The 19,584-nt window shown below is 44.1% G+C and carries 15 protein-coding genes and 1 pseudogene; 4 read left to right on the forward strand and 12 right to left on the reverse strand.

Annotated elements, in window-relative coordinates; genetic code table 11:
* Positions 1–215: 215 nt before the first annotated feature.
* On the forward strand, positions 216–1,103 hold the full coding sequence (locus EP13_RS16980; protein WP_231497886.1) for a trypsin-like serine protease: 888 nt from the start codon (positions 216–218) through the stop codon (positions 1,101–1,103).
* 245 nt (positions 1,104–1,348) lie between these two features.
* On the opposite strand, the gene EP13_RS16985 is transcribed toward EP13_RS16980, so the two are convergent.
* The 7 genes and pseudogenes from EP13_RS16985 to EP13_RS17010 form a co-directional block, all read right to left on the reverse strand.
* The gene (locus EP13_RS16985) at positions 1,349–2,824 is read right to left on the reverse strand and encodes a restriction endonuclease (protein WP_052364557.1); all 1,476 of its coding nucleotides are present in this window, start codon (positions 2,822–2,824) and stop codon (positions 1,349–1,351) included.
* 736 nt (positions 2,825–3,560) lie between these two features.
* Positions 3,561–3,881, reverse strand: coding sequence for a hypothetical protein (locus EP13_RS16990; protein ID WP_044058319.1), 321 nt, complete (start codon positions 3,879–3,881; stop codon positions 3,561–3,563).
* A 39-nt stretch (positions 3,882–3,920) separates the two neighbouring features.
* Positions 3,921–5,309, reverse strand: a complete 1,389-nt coding sequence (locus EP13_RS16995) for an AlbA family DNA-binding domain-containing protein (RefSeq protein ID WP_044058320.1) — start codon at positions 5,307–5,309, stop codon at positions 3,921–3,923.
* 258 nt (positions 5,310–5,567) lie between these two features.
* Positions 5,568–5,804, reverse strand: coding sequence for a serine hydrolase (locus EP13_RS17000; RefSeq protein ID WP_044058321.1), 237 nt, complete (start codon positions 5,802–5,804; stop codon positions 5,568–5,570).
* Positions 5,805–6,010: 206 nt separating this feature from the next.
* On the reverse strand, positions 6,011–6,889 hold the full coding sequence (locus tag EP13_RS17005) for a dioxygenase family protein (RefSeq protein WP_044058322.1): 879 nt from the start codon (positions 6,887–6,889) through the stop codon (positions 6,011–6,013).
* A 212-nt stretch (positions 6,890–7,101) separates the two neighbouring features.
* Positions 7,102–7,251, reverse strand: a pseudogene (locus EP13_RS19395) (DUF4112 domain-containing protein); the annotation flags it as partial.
* A gap of 125 nt (positions 7,252–7,376) precedes the next feature.
* The gene (locus EP13_RS17010) at positions 7,377–9,830 is read right to left on the reverse strand and encodes a ligase-associated DNA damage response DEXH box helicase (protein ID WP_044058323.1); all 2,454 of its coding nucleotides are present in this window, start codon (positions 9,828–9,830) and stop codon (positions 7,377–7,379) included.
* 146 nt (positions 9,831–9,976) lie between these two features.
* Here EP13_RS17010 and EP13_RS17015 point away from each other — a divergent pair, with 146 nt between their 5' ends.
* Complete coding sequence (locus EP13_RS17015) at positions 9,977–10,993, forward strand: ligase-associated DNA damage response exonuclease (RefSeq protein WP_044059098.1); 1,017 nt, start codon at positions 9,977–9,979, stop codon at positions 10,991–10,993.
* Complete coding sequence (locus tag EP13_RS17020) at positions 10,994–12,577, forward strand: cisplatin damage response ATP-dependent DNA ligase (protein ID WP_044058324.1); 1,584 nt, start codon at positions 10,994–10,996, stop codon at positions 12,575–12,577.
* Between the two features lie 59 nt (positions 12,578–12,636).
* Here the strand turns inward: EP13_RS17020 and EP13_RS17025 are convergent, their stop codons facing one another.
* A complete protein-coding gene (locus tag EP13_RS17025) occupies positions 12,637–13,605 on the reverse strand; it encodes a carbohydrate kinase family protein (RefSeq protein WP_044058325.1) in 969 nt (322 codons plus the stop codon).
* A 473-nt stretch (positions 13,606–14,078) separates the two neighbouring features.
* On the opposite strand from EP13_RS17025, the gene EP13_RS17030 reads away from it, so the two are divergent.
* Positions 14,079–15,242, forward strand: a complete 1,164-nt coding sequence (locus EP13_RS17030) for an ROK family transcriptional regulator (protein ID WP_044058326.1) — start codon at positions 14,079–14,081, stop codon at positions 15,240–15,242.
* 77 nt (positions 15,243–15,319) lie between these two features.
* On the opposite strand, the gene EP13_RS17035 is transcribed toward EP13_RS17030, so the two are convergent.
* The 4 genes from EP13_RS17035 to ubiG form a co-directional block, all read right to left on the reverse strand.
* On the reverse strand, positions 15,320–17,308 hold the full coding sequence (locus tag EP13_RS17035) for an alpha/beta hydrolase family protein (protein ID WP_081869530.1): 1,989 nt from the start codon (positions 17,306–17,308) through the stop codon (positions 15,320–15,322).
* Positions 17,309–17,415: 107 nt separating this feature from the next.
* Positions 17,416–18,075, reverse strand: a complete 660-nt coding sequence (locus EP13_RS17040) for a glutathione S-transferase family protein (RefSeq protein ID WP_044058327.1) — start codon at positions 18,073–18,075, stop codon at positions 17,416–17,418.
* On the reverse strand, positions 18,075–18,683 hold the full coding sequence (locus tag EP13_RS17045) for a glutathione S-transferase family protein (RefSeq protein WP_044058328.1): 609 nt from the start codon (positions 18,681–18,683) through the stop codon (positions 18,075–18,077). The genes EP13_RS17040 and EP13_RS17045 overlap by 1 nt, the downstream gene beginning before the upstream one ends.
* A gap of 140 nt (positions 18,684–18,823) precedes the next feature.
* Positions 18,824–19,582, reverse strand: a complete 759-nt coding sequence (ubiG, locus tag EP13_RS17050; protein ID WP_044058329.1) for a bifunctional 2-polyprenyl-6-hydroxyphenol methylase/3-demethylubiquinol 3-O-methyltransferase UbiG — start codon at positions 19,580–19,582, stop codon at positions 18,824–18,826.
* Positions 19,583–19,584 lie beyond the last annotated feature (2 nt).

Below are 19,584 nucleotides of genomic sequence, written 5' to 3' on the forward strand. Positions count from 1 at the left end.
CTAACTCTAACTCACGCAGACAATCATGATTCAATAAGACTGCATGACAAGGTCTACTTTACCCTTATGATGATTGTTTAAAGGGTCGGTTCACTTATCAATCTCACCCTAATACCTCTATCATCACGTTTTCGTCACGTTTTTTCACACAAAAATCATTACATTGATTCATAAATTGAGCACCCTGTAATAAATCAACAAGGGACGACTTAGTAATGAATTCAAACCTAATAATACGAACTTTAGCGCTGTTGCTGACACTGGCTGCCTTTCATTCATACGCGGTTATCACCCGACATGATGTGGACCCAGCCCGTTATAAAATCGATACACCACCAGAATATTTTATTGATATGCCTTTTCAAGGTGCAGCAGTCTTAATTGATAAACATTGGTTACTTGCTCCTGCACACGTTATCTACACGTTTATGTATGAATATCAAAACAAACCCATAGCCATACACGGGGTCGATAACGTAATTGCAGAGGTTATTTTGCACCCTGATTACGAACGAGTAGGGGCATCATCAGATAACTCCCTGTTGACGCAGCTTAATAACAGCGTAGATATTGCATTAATCAGGCTGGAACATCCGGTGACCCATGTTTCGCCTATTCCACTTTATGGTAGCAACGATGAGAAAGGTATGAAAGTTACAGGATTTGGTCGCGGTGCCATAGGCACAGGGCTAACTGGCGAGGTTGAAGACAGTCAAGGACCAGGCTACGTGACCTATTATTGGTATCAAATCACAAAGTTCTTCTCAGACTGGGCATTTACTCAGGAAAACTATCAGCTTCAACAGTACAACAACCAGATAACTGAAGCCTCACAGCAATGGCTAAAATTTTCATTCGAAAAAGAAGACAACGCCATGCCCCTTGAAGGGACTATTGGTTCAGGGGACAGTGGTGGCGCGATTGTGATTTTTCGAGATAACAAGCCAGTTTTACTAGGCATGGCTTCATGGCGAGAATTTGAAGGAGATGTGAAGCAATTTAGCTTTGGACACTATGATGAGGTTGCAGTTTTTACACGGGTTTCATATTTTAAGGAGTGGATAATGGAACATGTTGAAACTGCTGAGGTAATTTTTAGGTAGTTAGCTGCCTAGAAAGCAATGGTGTATTCATCCTATGAATACACCATGAGGACGTCAGTCTCTCACACCGTTGGTATCAATGATTGTAAATTTCTCAAGATAGCGTGTGAGCGAAGCAGTTTCGTCGACTTACCTCACCAGCCCTTAAAATATTCAGTCAAACAGATTTGGATTCAGCGGTAAGTACTCGTTGATGCTTCCGCGTGTGTCTGGCTGCTTAAGACAAGGAGCGGACCTTTACCGCTTCAATCAGCCGCCACGTTAGCGGTCGGTTGCTTTGATTTGTTAAGTGACGTTGCTTCGATATCCAATATGATTAGGCCATTTCGTTCGGGGTAGCTGATAATCACCTCATCGCTAATAATTTCGAGGTCTCGCGGGCCATTTGGCGCCTCCCCTAGATAAAAGGTCTCAATAACTTCGAGAGATGTTTTGTCTAGCACGGCTAGTTCGCAATTGTTTCTATTCAATGAAAGGAGGTAGTTTTCATAAACTTTAACAGATAAAGGATCGACCCAATTGAAGTGTTTATTATGGGCGCCTTTCTGAAATCTAATGTCAGCACAAACCTCATAAGAATTGGAATCGACAACGCAAACCCCTCGCATTGACTGAAACATACCTATGTATATTTTTTGATCTTGTGGATCGATCTCTATACAAGCCGGAGTTGCATCATCTGAACGCCCATTATTGATCTCTGCGAGGTATAGAGTTTTCAAATATTCTTTCCGAGAAAGATCATAGACTGCCACAAAGCAATTTCCACCAAAATATGAAACTCCATTTAGCTTCCCTCCACGCTGTACCCCAATATATATAATCCTACCGCCTGGGTCTGCGGATAAGGACATGCAGCCACGTCCACCTAATGGGTAACTAATAGGTTCAAATTTATAGGTAGCACTATCTATTATATAAAACTGATTTTCTTTATTACTTGCAAAATAGATGGATTTTTCATCAGGAGATACGGCTATTTGTCCCTCTCCGCCTCCGGGGAGATAAATGCGCTTTACAATAGAATGAGTTTCAATATCAATTACAAGCAGAAAGTCCGAGAATACTTGGCCAACAAAAAGTCTCCCTTCAGCTATAGCCATATCTCCAGCCGGATGTTTTCGAATAACACGCTTACCGGTTCTTGAAGATTTTGATTCATATCTGTCTAGTTCAATAGTTCTAACTATCGTTCGTTTTTTTGGATCTACGATTGATATTGTTCCGCTTCCCCAATTAGCTGAAACTATAAGCTCTCCATATCTCAATAAGTGTTGGGGCTTTGAGTCATCTGGGAACTTATAGATCACCATACCATTTCCGCTATCAGAATAGATAAGCTGCTCTTCGCTGGAATTGGTTGATGCAGTTCTCTCAAATTCTTCTATTGATGTGACGAGAGTGATATTTGTATCTCGGACTGCATCTAGTGCTCCAGATTGAAATCCTTTTTCACTAACAATAATTCCTCGGTCCGCACCCACATCATCCACGATTGACTTTAGCGCCATAACCTTTTCTTTAGGCACTTTAGTTTTCCAAAGCTTGCATTCAACGACCCAGGTGCATTCAATACCCGAACGATGAAATTTCACATGCACATCGACTTCATGCTTTGCTCGTACACCTTGTACTATTTTTTCCACTTCGGCGTTGCAGCCTTGCCTTCTAAAGAAAGCAGCAACTTCGTTTTGATATGCACGCCAATCTGAAAATTTCAATAATGCCTCCCTAGGCACTTAACATTCTATTATTGAGATTTCATGGTAACACCCGTTTCCACTGAAAAACCATATTCTGTGTATTCATGGGAAGGAATATGAAATGTTTGCTGTACTTACGGAACTACCCTACAGCAAGCATTGACGGGCATCAAAAGACAAAGAGCGGACATTCAATGATGTGATTTTCTACTTCTTACTTTGGTCAATAGCGGACATTAACGCCGTAAACAGGGGGGAGCTGTAATGAGGCCCCTGCCAGATTTGATTTGCTGATGTTTATGGTAGCAGGTATCTACTTTATGAATAGGATTTAAGCCTATGACTCATATGGATTCTTTAATCATGATTTAACTAAATCGAAGTTTCCAAGCATAAAAACACTAAATACAGCCAATTTTAAGGTTGGTTTAAACAAAATTCAGTGAAGAGCCCGGTTCATCTGTTTTAACTGTCACAACCGATAGTTACTTTTCTGGTACTGGAGCACCTATATGAAATTTAATAAAATTGTACTTTTTTCGCTAACACTGCTATCGATAATAGTATACCCATTGATTTTCGACACAAATTTGGCTATTCATTTAGCTCAGAATATACAAAACTTTTTGCTGGCCTTCACGACATCCATCCTTTCTGTAATGTTCTATAAAAAACACTAACGTCTTATTGATGGGCGCATAAATGCTTGGCTGAAATTAGCGATGAAGGAGCGCAGGCCAAGCGTTTTACGTCTCTAAGAGTAACTGTAGAGCACATTACTTACTACTTCCGCTTTTCGCTCTAACTCATCCTTCTCAGGGTCTTCCAAGTCCCACTGAGATAAGCACACATATGAGCCAGATGTTAGTCCATCTATTTTCGCCATGATAGAAGGATCGTTATCATCACCGAACCGAACAACATAACCATAAAGCAATCCATCGTTGCTGTAATCGCCATCAATTTCGTAAGCGATTTGCTCTAATTCACCTTCGGTAACTCCAAGAAGAGCAGCTAAGCGACTATTTTTTTGTTCTTCAATTCTATCAAGCCAGTAGTCTTTATTACTGCCCATCAATGTGACTCCCTGCGAGGACGTGACAATTTAATAGGTTCATAGTCGTCTCTCAACTAAGCGCCGTACGAGGTCTTCAGTTACACTTTCATTAATTTCGAAGCCGCTGAACACTTGAAATAGTGGTGTAATTACTTGATGTATATAGCCTGAATAAGCACTTATAGCTGTATCGACAGGTACAGTTATATTCGTAGTTAAAGTATCTTGATGCGCAACTGCTGACCAAGATAACATTCTATTAGGGTTTGCCCATGAACTTAGGCTTCTGCCTTGTAACCCTTTCCATCTGAAAGTAAAACTAACATTTGACGTTTCTGAAGCCCCTAAAGATTTCGCGAACTCAATTGCTACAACTACACATTCTGCAATTCTCAAAATCATCAATGCAAAGTCGAGCACAGTGCCAGCCGCAGGTGTCCTATCTCCCCCACCAACATCATCTTGTAATGCCCTATGTAAATAAAATTTACCATCAGGGCTCAAACGCCAATAGTCAATATGATCACCAAAGCCTCTATCCAGACTTACGATTAGTGCTTCCCAGTATCCATCGAAAACAAATGGCCTTGCAGAATCATCAGTAAAAGAACGACTATCACACCATACTGGCCATCCTGTATATCTTGGGTTGCTAGAAGCCAATAAATTTAAAAAGTTTACATTAGTTGTGTGCTCATTTATCTCGCCTGTTACAACAGCAGCTACTTCGTAGCTTCCAAATGCTGGCAAGGTTAAATTGCGCTCACCTACAACTGTTTGAAATCTCCCATATGATTCTTCAATAAATTCAGCGGGCGTATCATTGTTTTCTTCAGGGGTCTCAATTCCTCTTAAAGTTTGAATTAGTTCTGATAAATGTTCACCTGACAAACTTGTTAAGTGACGTCTTAAAAACCGCCCCACATCAGCTTCTCTATTATCAAAACATTTTTCGACAATTGAGGGCCAGTCTGACCATTTAGCTTCTGTTGTACTAGGAGTGTTATTAGAACTCAACGAGCGTATTATGACTTTATGTGCTCTTATAAAATGTCGATCGCCTTCTTGAAGCCCTGACTTTGTTGCTACTGGAGATTTAACTCCTGATGGCGCTTCAACAACAACGAACGTATTATCGTCTAACACAGGGTAGTGGACACTTATCTCGAATGCCTCTGAAGAAAACCGAGATATAAGCCCTTGGATAATATCGACATGGAAAAGCTCACTGACATTGTCAGGCCCGTTAGGGTTTGGACTTCCGTCTGCATCATTAAAACCAATAAGTAAATAACCTCCGTTATTATTTCTCATTGCGATTAATGCTTTAACTATTTTTGACTGTCCCTCTTTAGTATTCGGATCAATCCAATCCTTTAACTCTAACGAAAGGCTCTCAACAGGATTGATTATCAACTGTTGAACATGGTTATCTGCTAACGGCATAAATGGACTTCCTTGTGAATTTCAAAACATATTAGTCATAAGCCATAGTAACACCCGTTTTCTCTGAAAACACAGTAAGTGTGCTTTCAAAAAGAATATGAAATGTCCGCTTCACGTACTTTGCTGCCTAACCTCGAACACTGACGGGCTTTAATAAACAAAATATAGTCACCACTACTTATAAGTTTGAGTTGAGCCTTGCGCTCAAGTGGTTGAGTGTATCGCTAACCTTAGTTGAGGATGAACGCACTGGAAACTTCAGGGTTCTTTAAACATCGTTGTAAGCAACCTTTCTCGTAGCGTTTTTCCGCTCACTTCGTCAATTAGAATAGCTAACAGCACATAGCCTATGTTGCCATAGTGCCATTTAATGTCTGGCGCATGGGCAAGAGGCAACGTTTTAACAAGAACGTGAAACTCTTCCACCGTAAGATAGTCTTCATTGCCAATACGAAACGGGTTACCCGATACAGCGGAAGACATCAATAAGGTCATAGGGTCTGCATCCCAAAAACGTATTCCACACCTTCGTCTTCTAACGCTTTTACAAACAAGTCAGACGCTTTCATGTGCTCCTCTCTCCTTTTAAGCTAAAAAATAATAGAGATCTTCGCTACGAGAAACCATCATAGGGATTTAAGACAGATAAAAAAATGTCCGCGAGCAAGCGCGGCATAATTTCAATGAAGGAAGAGGCGTGTTTATTCGCTAATAATAATACGTTTATAGGCAAGTAATGAGCCGTCTTCATTCTGTTCTATATCGAACAGGTAATCGTTATAGTCACTGCCAAAAACCGTATCTTGCCCTAGCAATGTATCAGGCTCTCCATGATGACTGTAGTCAACATGATTAGTACAAATGTCCTGACAAAACGCGTCAGTAAAGCCGAACTGAGAAATCAACTGATCATTGTTATTGCGACGAATGCGGAAGTGAATATGTATTGCTCTACTGCTATACCAACCAGGGAAGCAACTTTTTAGATTAACTCTGCCGCTGGAATCTGTTACCGCAATGCCTCGAAACCATTTGGCGCTCAGTGCGTCAGATTCATTGTCGGTACAGAAAGAGGAATTAAAATTGCTGCTGTCCGCACTGTCACTTGTATCACCAGAATAAATACCGTCAACATCACAGTGCCATACTTCAATTTCGTAGCCAGAAAGCGGATTACAACTTTCATCGATAAGCTGAAGACACAACATCATCGGTAGCCCGGTTTGCTCTTCGGAGATATCATCAAGATAGTCACTTTGAAAATAGCAAGGGCCTTCCGTTTGCGCGCCAGTTAGCGCAACGCTGCATACTGAACTGCTCTCGAACAAAGAATCATCTGGGAAGTCAGATACCATTGAGGCAGTGCCGCCACTTGCCCAGCCATCGGTACTCGTATCACTGCCATTATCGGTGCTATCGTCAGACCCAGTGGAACCATTTGTGTCAGAAGTGGTGGAATTAGAATCAGAGCTACCGCAACCCCATAAGCCAATAGCGATAGGCGCTAGGGTAAGTCCAGCTGCCGTTTTAATGAAACGACGTCTCTTCAATGTTGTTTTATTATCTCGCTCTAAGGTCATTATTATGTTTCTTAAAAGTTGTGGTATTTGTAAAGACTACCTATACACAATTGCGTTCTACTCTTTACGCAAACTTTACGAGAGCTGACCAAATTATTAACTCAACATTGCGAATATTAGGCTCCATTGCTTTGCGACTTCCATTGTTCAAGTGCCTGTTGGGTCGCTTTGTCTACATTCGCTTTATTTTCAAAAATCCACCAACGCTCCATAATTCTTACATTCTTCTGATTTGCTTTGTAAAAAATATCAGCGACATCTCCGACAAAGGGAATAAGTTCCTTTTCAATGTAATCTAAGAAAGCATCCGCTTTACCGCTGGGTACATCGGCAGTTGCGTGTGGGGTAGGCGTATAATCTATCTATCAATATTCAAACTTACGAATGCTTTAGCAATAATAGTGAGTATTTCAAAGTAATGAGTTTGGTCTTCTCTCAAATACCTAGGCGTGTGTCAGACTTGTCCCTGCTCCACCGCTGTTAGCTTTTATGACAAAAGCGCCCGTACTTCATCCAGCATACTTTCCGCTTCGGCATACAAGTTAGCTTGTTCTAGCATGGCGTGGGCGCCAGCCCCCTTTATTTGCTCACTTCTTACATCTAAAACAATAGGAATGGCCATAGGAGACACCTTTTCAAGGTTGACCAATGTGGTTTTGCCTACATACCGAATAAGCAAATTCGCTAAGCGCTTTATGTCCAGCAGCTCACGCTCAGCATCTGCTCGGGCTACGGTTAATAAGATATGGTCGGGGTCGTGCTCTCTCAGCGTATCGTAAATTAAATCGGTTGAGAAAGTGACTTGCTTCATGGTTTTTTGCGCCGCATGGTAGCGCTGCTCCGTTAATCCACTCACCACAGCCACCTGCCTGAATGAACGCTTCAGCATTGGCGCCTGTAACATCCAGTCTTCTAACTCATCGCCCAGAATATCCGGTTGAAATAAGGTGGTAAGCTGCGCCTCACTAATACGATTTACCGCGCTAATCGACAGCCCATAGTCTGTCACACTAAAACTCAGCGGCTTAATGCTCATCTTTTCCATACGCCGAGTAATTAACATGCCTAAGGTTTGGTTGGCCTTTCTGCCGTCAAAGGTATAAAAAAGCGTGTAATGGGTTTGTCTAAATGGAAATTGCTCAACCAACAGTTGCCCTGGAGACGGTAAGGTTGAGAAAGCTTGTTGCAAGCCTAACCACTCTTTCACTTGTGCTGGTAAATTACGCCACATGGAAGGGTTAGCAAGAATATCCCTTACGCCGTCGGCTAAGAACGTAGATAAGGGCATTTGCCCTCCGGCATAACTCGGTATTTTTGCTTCTTTCGCCTTCGCCGGTTTTGCATGTAATTGCATGTCGCGGATAGCCTCAAATTTAAGTACTTGCCCCGCAAAGTAAAAGGTATCTCCTGGCACTAACTGTTGCGCGAAATACTCTTCAACTTCGCCGATAACTTTACCTTGATTGCCCCGCCGAATGCGCTTTACTTTTAATCTTCCTGCTTCGACTATGGTACCTATATTTTGCCGGTGCCGCTGAATCACTCGCTTGTTCGCGGGCGAATAGGTGCCATCGTTATTTTTAGTCAGCCGTTGGTATCGTTCATAGGCATTTAAGGCGCTACCGCCATCAAGGGTGAATTGCCACAATTTGTTAAAGTCGTCTTTGTCCAACCCTTGATAGGGCGTAGCGTTTAGTATTTCTTTATACAGCGCTTCAGGTGTACTAGGGTAACTACACAAACAATTCAGTATGAACTGAGGGATAATATCCATCGCCCCGGGTTGGGGAGACTCACCATCTAGCTGCCCTTTTTTTATCGCGGTAATCGCCGCCTGGCACTCTAGCGCCTCAAACCTATTTGCTGGCACAAGAAGCGCATCACTCGGTTCATCCAATCTATGGTTGGCTCGGCCTATTCGCTGGAGTAAACGGCTTACCCCTTTAGGCGCGCCAACTTGAATGACTTTATCCACATCCCCCCAGTCGATCCCAAGCTCAAGTGCTGACGTACACACTACAGCTCGTAGTTCACCAGTAGCCATCAAGGATTCCGTTTTTCGCCTTTGCTCTTTACTCAAAGAGCCATGGTAAAGCGCAATGGGCAGCGCCTGTGTATTGGCTTCCCATAAATGTTGGAATAGCATCTCAGCTTGTGCTCGCGTATTGACAAACACTAAAGCAGTGCGTGCTTGAGCGATAGCGTGGTAAATATCGTCAATAGCATAGCGCGCCATAAATCCGCCAAACGGTATCCTAGCCTTGGATTTCACTATTTTTATCTTTGGCTTTTTACCCGCTTTCACTTTTATAACGTGAGCCGTATTTTCACTACCGGCCAACCAAGCACCTAACGTTTGGGGGTAAGCCACGGTGGCTGATAACCCTATCCGTTGAAGGTCGGGCGACAACGTATTTAGCCGCGCTAAGGCTAGCGATAAAAAGTCGCCCCGTTTGTTCGTATTTAAGCTGTGCGCTTCATCGATGATCACCCGCTTAAGCTTGCCAAATAAGGTGTCTGCGTCCGCATAACTTAGCATCAGCATAAGAGACTCTGGGGTAGTGAGCAAAATGTGCGGCGGCTTTCGTCGCTGCCTTTGCCGTTTATGAGAGGGGGTATCTCCGGTACGGGTTTCGGCAGTAATCGGCAATGCCATTTCTTCAATGGGCTGCAGCAAGTTTCTGTGAATATCTTGAGTCAGTGCTTTTAGCGGCGAGATATAAAGTGTATGTAGGCCCTTATGCTGATTTTCAGTTAGCTCGACTAAGCTAGGTAAAAATCCCGATAGGGTTTTCCCAGCGCCCGTAGGCGCTATTAGTAACGTCACCTTGTACTTATCTTTATTCACTAACATTTGCTTTTGATAAGGTCGCAAACGCCATGCCTTACTCGAAAACCAATGTGTAAAAACGTCAGGAATTGTTGGCCGCTTAGCTGTCATAAACGCTCGTTGGATGTCTTACATCAGAGTAAAATCTATACGTTGCTCATTCTCATAGGTTTATTTTGTTTTATATTCAACCAATTGCAACCTACCAACGTACCCATTTTCAACGTTGTTAAAACACCCTTAATGTAGGAGTCATGGTGCACCCGTCAAAGTGGATGAAGCCAGATGAGATTGGCTTGTTTTGCATACCCGGTGGTTTTTATATCGACCCCATGCAAAACGTGAGCACAGCCTTGATAACCCATGGACACGCAGACCATGCGAGGGCTGGTCATAAGCAGGTATTCGCTAGTCGCGAAACCCTCGCGATTATGCGTACTCGTTATGGTGACGACATGGCCAAAGAGCAGCATGTGGTTGATATGGAGGTGACCTATCATTTTGGTGAAGTGGCCGTTACCTTTTTCCCCGCAGGGCATATTTTAGGCTCGTGTCAGATACTGATTGAATATGGGGGCTATCGACTTGTGGTATCTGGAGATTACAAACGCAGACATGATCCTACTTGTCCGCCATTTAAGGTTATCCCATGCGACATTCTCATTACGGAAGCCACCTTTGGTTTACCGGTTTTTACTCACCCTCCCATTGACGTTGAAATTGCTAAATTGCTTCACTCTCTTACTGTGTTCCCTAACAGATGTCACCTTGTGGGTGCCTATGCATTAGGCAAATGTCAGCGAGTGATTTTGGCGCTAAGAAATGCGGGATACACGAAACCCATTTACCTTCATGGCGCTCAAATTAAGTTGTGCCTTCTGTATCAAGAAATGGGGATCGCATTAGGCGAGCTTGTACCGGTCAGCGAAGTGAACGACAAAGCTTCTCTGGCGGGAGAAATAGTGCTTGCGCCACCATCAGCCCTGGCCGACCGCTGGTCTCGAAGTTTGCCCCAAGTTCGCCCCGTCATGGCCTCAGGCTGGATGCAGATACGGGCGCGAGCGAAGCAACGGAATGCAGAGTTACCTTTAATTATTTCCGACCATTGCGATTGGCCAGAACTGTTACAGACCATCACAGAAGTTAACCCTAAAGAGGTCTGGGTTACTCATGGAAGGGAAGATGCGCTCATGTATCAAGCTGAAAAAATGGGTTACAAAGCAAGGGCTTTATCATTAGTGGGCTACGACGAAGATGAACAAGGGGCATCATGAGTGAAAGCGTTCAGTGAATTACTAGAACAAGTGTATTTTACATCGAGTAATAATGCGAAAGCGGAGCTTATTAAAGCCTATTTAGCCGCCACGCCCGATCCGGATAGGGGGTGGGCAATTGCAGCCATGGCCGGAACATTGAAGTTCGACTTTTTTAAGCGAAATACAATAAAGAAACTGATTAGCGAAAACGTGGACCCGGCCCTTTTTGCGATGAGTTATGATTATGTAGGCGAAGTCAGTGAAACTGTGGCGCATTTATGGCCTCACTACACGCCCGTTAGCCCTTTGCCTTCACTTAGTGAAACCGTAGAAACCTTTCAACATGTCAGCCGAAAAAACGTATCAACTACCTTAGCTCAATACCTTTCTAAAATGACACCCGCGCAACGCTGGGCACTACTTAAGCTGGGCACTAGAGGGCTTAGAATAGGAGTATCTGCCCGTTCCATTAAACACATATTGGCAGACTATGGAAATAAAGATATCAAGGACATTGAAACCTTGTGGCATGGCGTAAAGCCACCTTATACAGAACTGCTTGAATGGTTAGACAACAAGGCGCCAAAACCAGATATTTCTGGCCACGTGACCTTTCACCCCGTGATGCTATCCCACCCCATAGAAGACAAAGAGATTGATACGTTCACCCCCAAGGATTGGCAAATAGAAAACAAGTTTGATGGTATACGGGTACAACTTTCTTGCCAAACTGGTGCCGCCGACCCTGAAAAGGCACTTTATTCAAGAACGGGGGATGATATTAGCCAGAGTTTTCCTGACTTGCTAGGCGCGGTATCGGGTCATATGGTATTAGATGGTGAGCTGCTCGTCATGCATGGCGACACGGTAGACACCTTCAATGCGTTACAGCAACGCTTGAACAAAAAGCGCCCTTCTCAAACTCTACTATCCTCCTTGCCCGCTGCCCTTATGGTATATGACACCCTTGTATTAGACGGTAAAGATATGACTCACCTTCCTTTAGTACAGCGTCGGCAGCAACTTGAAAAATACCTGTCCAAGGGGGCACCTGAACGCCTTCATTTATCACCCTTACTGCAGGCCGATTCAGTCAATGACCTGCGTGATTTACATCAAAGCGTGTGTGAAAATCGTGCAATAGAAGGTTTAATGCTGAAGCGTTTAGATAGCACTTATGTACCGGGGCGACCTAAAGGACAGTGGTATAAGTGGAAGCGAGATGCGCTCACTGTAGATGCGGTGATTATGTATGCACAACGTGGGCATGGAAAGCGCTCTAGCTTTTACTCCGACTTTACCTTCGGAGCATGGCAAGGTGAGCGGTTATTACCCATAGGGAAAGCCTATTCTGGCTTTACCGATGAGGAGTTAAAAAAGCTAGACAATTGGGTTAGGCGCAACGCCATTGGCCGCTTTGGCCCAGTAAGGGAAGTGAAAAAAAGCTTGGTGGTTGAAGTGGCCTTCGACGCCGTGCACCCATCAAGTAGACACAAGTCGGGGGTTGCTATGCGGTTTCCTAGGATCCACAGAATTAGATGGGATAAACCGGCCGAACAAGCCGATACCCTTGCAAGCGTTAAGTCGCTCATTGAAACCTAAAAGCGCAGGCTACTTATTGCCTGTAACCTGGCAATAAGTAGCACCAATATATGTCAGAACTATTGTGCAATATCAGTTTGTGTAGGCAACGCACTGAATGCGCCATACTGCGTCACGGTGAACGCGCCACAGCGAATAGCAAATTCTGTTGCAGCACTCACATTCTCAAAACTTTCTACCCAAGCATTAAATTCTGTGGTGTTGGCCACTTGCGTAGTGAGGTAATAGAGGAAACCTCCGATGAAGGAATCTCCAGCTGCTGTGGTATCTTTTACATCCATTTTAGGTGACGCTAACGTACCGCTAAATTCCCGCGTGATGTATTGAATAGGCTCGCCACCGTCGGTAACCAATACCACTTTCACGCCACTGTCTAACCATTGCTGGACTTTTTCTTTGGCATTTTCTTCGCCGTACAATTCAGCCAGCTCTTCTTTACTCGCCTTCAGCACGGTCACTTTCTTAGCGACTTCGTCAATACGACCCGGCGCGTTCGCTGTATCATCCCAGAAAGCCGGGCGGTAATTGATATCTAAACACACCATCATATTGGCTTGCTTAGCTTTCTCTAAAATATATTCTGTACCTGGAATAAGCTCTGGCCCTGCGATAGATCCTGAACAAAAATGCAATATGCTGCTTTCATCACAGTTTACTGTAGCCAGGTCGTCTTCGTTAATATGTTTATGCGCGGCATTGTCGACATAAAAATCAAAAGAGCGCTCACCATCTGCGTCTAGGTTGACGAACGCAAGAGCTGTATTGCCTTTGTCACAACGCCATACATGGTCGGTGTTCACGTTATAGTGGTTTAACATTTCCGTTAAAAATGCGCCGAAAGTGTCGTTACCCACTTTCGACACCATGGCACTTTCTCCGCCTAACTGAGCAACCCCAACGGCCACATTAGCAGGAGCGCCACCAGCATAAGGCTGGAATGGCTTCATTGCGGGAATATTGCCCTCTTTGGGCGCGGCGCCTTGGCTCAACATATCGATTAATACTTCGCCTAAACATAAAACTTTCATTTTCCACCTCAGAGCATTTCAAGTAGTTAGTCATTAACATTTGTTGTTTGAGCGAAGGTATTGCTGGAGTACATTGCTCACTTTCGCACCTGAGAGCCTAGCGCAGTATGTCATGCTTTGCTCATATTAAGTGCCAATGCGTTAATGATTCGTTAATCAAATTCGCGACAGTATTCACCAACGCGACAAATAAATCAACCATGTTGATTTATTTATTTCGTTGTTTGTTTTTTAAACTCACCGTCGTCATTTTTATGTTTTTGAATCTAGGGAATTTTTAGAGTAGGTTGATATTTATGACAGTAATCTAAAAACCACAGTGCAAATACCTAGGTGAACGACTTCATTTCACAAATCATAACGAGGCAGTTTAGACATGACATGAATCTTTTTATTACGGCAGGGAGGCAAAATAAATCAGCAAATATGATATAAATGATGTTATACACCGCGCGAAGGAATGATCAACTCACATGACGACTGCAGAAGCTCCAACCCTTCTCGACCCTCGTACTCAAAACGAACGCGACATGTTACGGCTTATAAGGCAAGAACGTGCCTTACCTAAAGCTGAGATAGCCAAGCGTACGGGCCTGTCCGCGCAATCAGCGACAGTGATTATTAATAAACTTGAGGCGGATGGGCTAGTGTGTCGGTTGCCCGCGATTCGTGGAGGGGTAGGCCAACCCAAAATTCCCTTTGGCCTAAATGCACAAGGTGCATTTAGCGTCGGGCTTAAAATTGGTCGCCGCAGTTATGACATGCTGTTGCTAGACCTTTCTGGTCACGTTCGTGCCACACTTCATGAAAATATCGCTTACCCCACGGTAGACTCTTTACTTACCTTTTCACAGCGTGCTTTTGCACTTTTAGCACAACAACTGAATGAAGAAGGTGTATCACGCATTCGAGGCTTGGGTGTTGCCATGCCCTTTGAAATATGGAGTTGGGCTGAAGAAGCTGGTGCATCAGTTGAAGCGTTGAACGCCTGGCGTACCGTTGATATTAAGCAAGAGCTTGAAAACCAACTGCATTTACCGGTATTTGTCAGTAACGACGCCACCGCCGCATGTGGCGCAGAAATGGCCTTTGGTAATAGCCAACGTCTTAATAACTATATGTATATGTTTGTGGGTACATTTTTAGGTGGCGGCTTGGTCATTAACGGTAATTTATTTACCGGTAAATCGGGTAACGCAGGGGCAATAGGTTCGTTACCCTTCCTTGCGCCGCACAGCACACATGGCGCAGAATCCAGCCAGCTTATTACGCAGTCATCTTTGTACCTACTAGAAAAGGCACTGACCCATAAAGGTGAAAACGGCCTTCGCATTTACGATGACACTGAACATTGGCCTGCTTATGGTGAAGTATTGGATAATTGGATACAGCAAGCTTCATTGGGGTTAGCTCACGCTGCACACTGTGCCTTTACCTTGCTTGATCTTGACGGCGTTATTATTGAAGGGGCTATGCCACTAAAAATAAAGCAGCAGCTGGTAGAGAAAACAAAAACGGCACTTGCTAATGTAGACCATCGAGGCGTTAATTTCGGGCGCGTAAAAGCGGGCGAAGTTGGCAGTAAAGCCCAGTCTATCGGCAGCGCTAATTTGCCTTTAATTGCTAACTACTACTAAATTTCACACCCATTAAGCCATAAAGAAAGGAAGTGATTCACCACTTCCTTTAACTCGTTAACGGGTTTTCTCTAAAACTAGGCGCCTTTAATATTACGCGCAAGAAAATTTAGCAGCCCTTGATACAATTCTTTTCTGTTTTGTTCATCATATACGCCGTGGCCCGCTTGCTTGTACTTCAAGTACAAAGGGGTTTTACCTTGTTTTTTAAGCGCGTTGTATAAAGCTTCAGAGTTCACTTCAGGCACGCGAGTATCTTTTGAGCCATGAATAAGCATGACGTTCGCTTTAATTTTATCCACATGATAAAGAGGCGAGAACGCACGAAGCTGCTGAGGATCGTTCCCAAGTACACGTTGTAAATACTCTTTCCCGCCCCAGCTGTTGGGAATATCACTTTCAGTAAACATGAAGTTAAGGTCGTAAATACCCACGTACCCAATCGCGCATTTGTACAAGTCAGGCGCTTTTACCGCCGACATTAAGGCCGCGTACCCACCGTAACTGGCGCCGTATACACAGACACTATTGCCATCTACATAGCCTTTGTCTATCGCCCAATTGGCTGCGAAGGTAATATCATCAATCATTTTACCTCCCCACTCTCTATAGCCTTTCTTTCGAAACTCGTCGCCGTAACCATAGCTGCCTCTATAGTTAACTTGCAATACCGCATACCCTTCGTTGGCCATGAGTTGAACTTCAGGGTTGTACTCCCAATAATCTCGGGTTCCAGGCTGGTGTGGCCCACCGTGGATCATGACCACAAGGGGGGGCTTTTTCGCTGTGGTGTGTTTCGGCAACGTCAGGTACCCATTCAGGGTAACGTCATCGTCAGTATTGAACTGAACAGGCATCATTTTGCTTAACGTACGAGGGTCAATCCAAGACGCATTAGCCCACAAAAATTTTGCTTTTAGGGTATCTCGTTGGAAAAGATAGTATTCGCCTGGGTTGATATCACTGCTAACGTGAACCAGTAGTTTAGAACCATCTGCACTTCTGCTGGAAATCATGGCTGTCTGGCCCGCAAAAGCTTCGGCTAGCATCTTATGAATGTCCACAGTGCGAGATTCCACACTACTATAGACATACTCTGACGCCCCAGGGAATGTCAATGCAACTGCGGGTACACCCGCTTCATTTGACGTGTAAGATTCTATGTCTGTTTTATGGCCAGTAAAAAGCGTGGTTAACGTGGCAGAACCAAAATCGTATTGATAATAGGTCAAAATGCCGGTTTCTGGCGGGCGGCCCAGTAGTATGAGCTGCTGACCATTTTTACTTAATTTTACCGGCGACAGCGAGTCTGAAATACCTAATGCTGTGCCTAAATCTTGCCAAGGCGCATCGCTATTTTGTCGATACGCGCTAAAGTAATCTCCCTCTTTCGTGCGCCAGCTCATGAATTTAACCTCACCCTTACGGTTTGCAAAAGCCACCGCCCCGGGGTGAGGTAACACTTCAACTTTTCGCTTCTTACCGTTGAAAACATTAAGCTTACTAATAATAGGCTCACGTTTTCTTGCATCGTAATAGGTATTCCTCTCTTTCGACCAAGGGTATTCAATAATAAGAATGTGCTTTTTGTCGTGTTCTAGGTAACTCAATATTTCCTGAGTAGCGAAATTGTCTTCTCTGTTTGATATGCGGCTTCCAACTTTTGCATCACCGGCTCTATAGCCATAGATCATCAACCTATGGCTGTTATCAATATTGGCTGCGTATAGCTCACCGGTGGGAATTGGCTGGTCAAAATTATGGGTCTTTTCGGCATATTCAAACACCACCCTTTCATTACTGACCCAATTAACGGAGTGGATAATGTCCCTTTTATCCGGTTTTAGTCCGCCCACCGGTTTCATGGAGTTTGTTTCGAGAATAACCATGAATACACGGTTGTCTGCCCTAACACGGGCGGCTAGGTGTTTGCCGTCGGGTGATAACTTGAGGTCAAGGTAGTCGCCGTGCTTAACAAAATCGTCAAGGGGCAAAGAAGAGAGAGCCGGTTTAATACTTAAAAATAAGAAACACAGTATCACCAAGCAACTATAGACAACTTTCATTTAAAATCCTTTTTAGAAATACTTATTGTTTTTATTACCATAATTGCTGTATTGGCAAGTCTCAAGTATCAATAACTGTTTTTTATACTAAAGACCAATCTCACTTTTTAACGGGTTACCACGCTTTTAGCCCCTTTTAATAGGTCTTCCTTATCTATTTTATTGGGTACTGCGACTCCTCGGCGCGCAGCGGGCCTATCTTCAATACTGTTTTTCCAGCGCTGTAAATTCGCTAACCCCTCTATGCTTACCCCCGACCATTCATAAGTGCGCACCCAACACCAGTTGGCCATATCAGCAATACTGTAATCGTTTACTAGGTATTCGTTGTGGCTCAAATGTCCGTCCAAGACGGTAAACAGGCGCCTAACTTCATTTTGGTAACGGTGGATAGCAACAGGAATTTTCTCGTCTAAATAGCGATGAAACACGTTTGCCTGACCCATCATGGGGCCAACGCCGCCCATCTGGAACATTAACCACTGTAAAACTTGGCTTCGCTTTTTGGCATCCTTAGGTAGAAACTTTCCACTACGCTCTGCCAGGTAAATCATAATGGCACCAGACTCAAAAACGACAAAGTCATCATTCGCTTTATCAATAATCACGGGGATACGACCATTCGGGTTCATGGCTAGAAAGTCAGGCTGCTTCTGCTCCCCTTTCATTAAATTAACCCCATGCACCTGATAGTCAATTTCCATTTCTTCAAGGGCGACAGAGGCTTTCCAGCCATTCGGCGTTGCAGCTGTATAAAGTTCTATCATTAGGCTTTTGCGCTCGCTCGGTGGGTTATGGCGTCATACCAACGCTGTAAATGCGTGTGATCTTCCCTTATTCGAATTTTAACAACACGAGCAAAATCGATGGCACACACTGCCGTAATATCAGCTATTGAAAAGTGATCACCCGCAATATACGCATTGTTGGCCAACCGGCGTTCTAAGATAGACAGGTACTTGGCGGCGTTTATTCCAGCCTGTTCGCCATACTCTGGTACCGGCACCATTCTGTCTTTGAAATACCCAGTGGTATGTTGGAAACACATGCCGACTTGCATCATAAAGGCTAACTCAACCTGGCGCTGCCACATGGAAATGATGCCCTTTTCAACGGGCGTTTTACCCATTAATGGAGGCTCGGGTTGCAGCGCTTCAAAGTACGTACAAATAGCATCGGTTTCAGCGATACAGGTGCCGTCATCTAGCTCTAAAATGGGAATTTTCCCTAAAGGGTTTTTAGCTCGCATTTCGGGGCTTAAATTCTCGCCCTTTTGAATGTCGACCTGAACGTAATCTACGTCAATGCCTTTTTCTGCTAAAAACATGCGTACCCGGCGAGGGTTCGGGGCGGTGCGGGTTTCATAGATTTTCATAAGTATACCTAACATTTTATTAACATGCTTAGCATACTGGCCAGATTTAACAGATACAAATAACGATGAAAGGGGGTGAACTATTCAGCAATTGAATATTATCAGGTATGACTTAACAGGGTATGGCGCTTCTCATAACCTCATCCAGCTAGGGTACGTTCAAAGCAAAGAAGGTAATTGACTGCCATGCTAGCACTTAGCTTCCATTTACCGGTAAACGGATTCAGTGCCATTCCCGTTTGGTACTTTAGCGTGAGATGTTCCCCAGACCATGCGTCAAGCTCGCTAGGTTTAGCAAACTTTCGCCAGTCATGCGTGCCTACAGGTAAGTAACGCATCACATATTCCGCCCCTACTATCGCAATGACAAAGCTCTTCACAGTGCGATTAAGGGTAGCCAGAATCAGTAAACCGCCAGGCTTAACCAGTTGCGCGCATTCTTTTATTAATTGTTGTTGATTGGGTACGTGTTCAACCACCTCAGCATTGATAACCACGTCAAACTGCGCACCGTCGCTAGCAAGCTCCGAAGCCAGTTGATGGCGGTAGTCTACGTGTATCTGGTTGGCTTTGGCGTGACGTTTTGCGACTTCAATACTGGTAGCACTGGCATCTACCCCTGTCACCAATGCCCCTTTGTGTGCTAAAGGTTCACTGATTAAGCCGCCACCACAACCAATATCAACGATAGAAAGGTTGTCGAAAGGTGCGTCTACATGTTGTCGGTTAAAGTGTTGACGTATTTGCTGCTCAATAACCTCTAATCTTGCTCGATTAAAGTCTAAAGCCGTTTTGTACTTACCGTGTGGGTCCCACCAACTTTCTGCTAGAGCATCAAAGCGGGCAATTTCTGCCGTTGATAAATTGATCGGCGCTGACTTTTCGCTTTTGTCTATCATGA

It is taken from the genome of Alteromonas australica (assembly GCF_000730385.1).
Lineage (GTDB): Bacteria > Pseudomonadota > Gammaproteobacteria > Enterobacterales > Alteromonadaceae > Alteromonas > Alteromonas australica.

Excerpts from the sequence above, each read along its gene's own strand:
- EP13_RS17035 (WP_081869530.1), bottom strand. The coding sequence starts at position 17,308 with ATGAAAGTTGTCTATAGTTGCTTGGTGATACTGTGTTTCTTATTTTTA.
- EP13_RS16990 (WP_044058319.1), bottom strand. The coding sequence starts at position 3,881 with ATGGGCAGTAATAAAGACTACTGGCTTGATAGAATTGAAGAACAAAAA.
- EP13_RS17045 (WP_044058328.1), bottom strand. The coding sequence starts at position 18,683 with ATGAAAATCTATGAAACCCGCACCGCCCCGAACCCTCGCCGGGTACGC.
- EP13_RS17040 (WP_044058327.1), bottom strand. The coding sequence starts at position 18,075 with ATGATAGAACTTTATACAGCTGCAACGCCGAATGGCTGGAAAGCCTCT.
- EP13_RS17000 (WP_044058321.1), bottom strand. The coding sequence starts at position 5,804 with ATGACCTTATTGATGTCTTCCGCTGTATCGGGTAACCCGTTTCGTATT.
- EP13_RS17005 (WP_044058322.1), bottom strand. The coding sequence starts at position 6,889 with ATGACCTTAGAGCGAGATAATAAAACAACATTGAAGAGACGTCGTTTC.
- EP13_RS16995 (WP_044058320.1), bottom strand. The coding sequence starts at position 5,309 with ATGCCGTTAGCAGATAACCATGTTCAACAGTTGATAATCAATCCTGTT.
- EP13_RS17010 (WP_044058323.1), bottom strand. The coding sequence starts at position 9,830 with ATGACAGCTAAGCGGCCAACAATTCCTGACGTTTTTACACATTGGTTT.
- EP13_RS16980 (WP_231497886.1), top strand. The coding sequence starts at position 216 with ATGAATTCAAACCTAATAATACGAACTTTAGCGCTGTTGCTGACACTG.
- ubiG (WP_044058329.1), bottom strand. The coding sequence starts at position 19,582 with ATGATAGACAAAAGCGAAAAGTCAGCGCCGATCAATTTATCAACGGCA.
- EP13_RS17025 (WP_044058325.1), bottom strand. The coding sequence starts at position 13,605 with ATGAAAGTTTTATGTTTAGGCGAAGTATTAATCGATATGTTGAGCCAA.
- EP13_RS17030 (WP_044058326.1), top strand. The coding sequence starts at position 14,079 with ATGACGACTGCAGAAGCTCCAACCCTTCTCGACCCTCGTACTCAAAAC.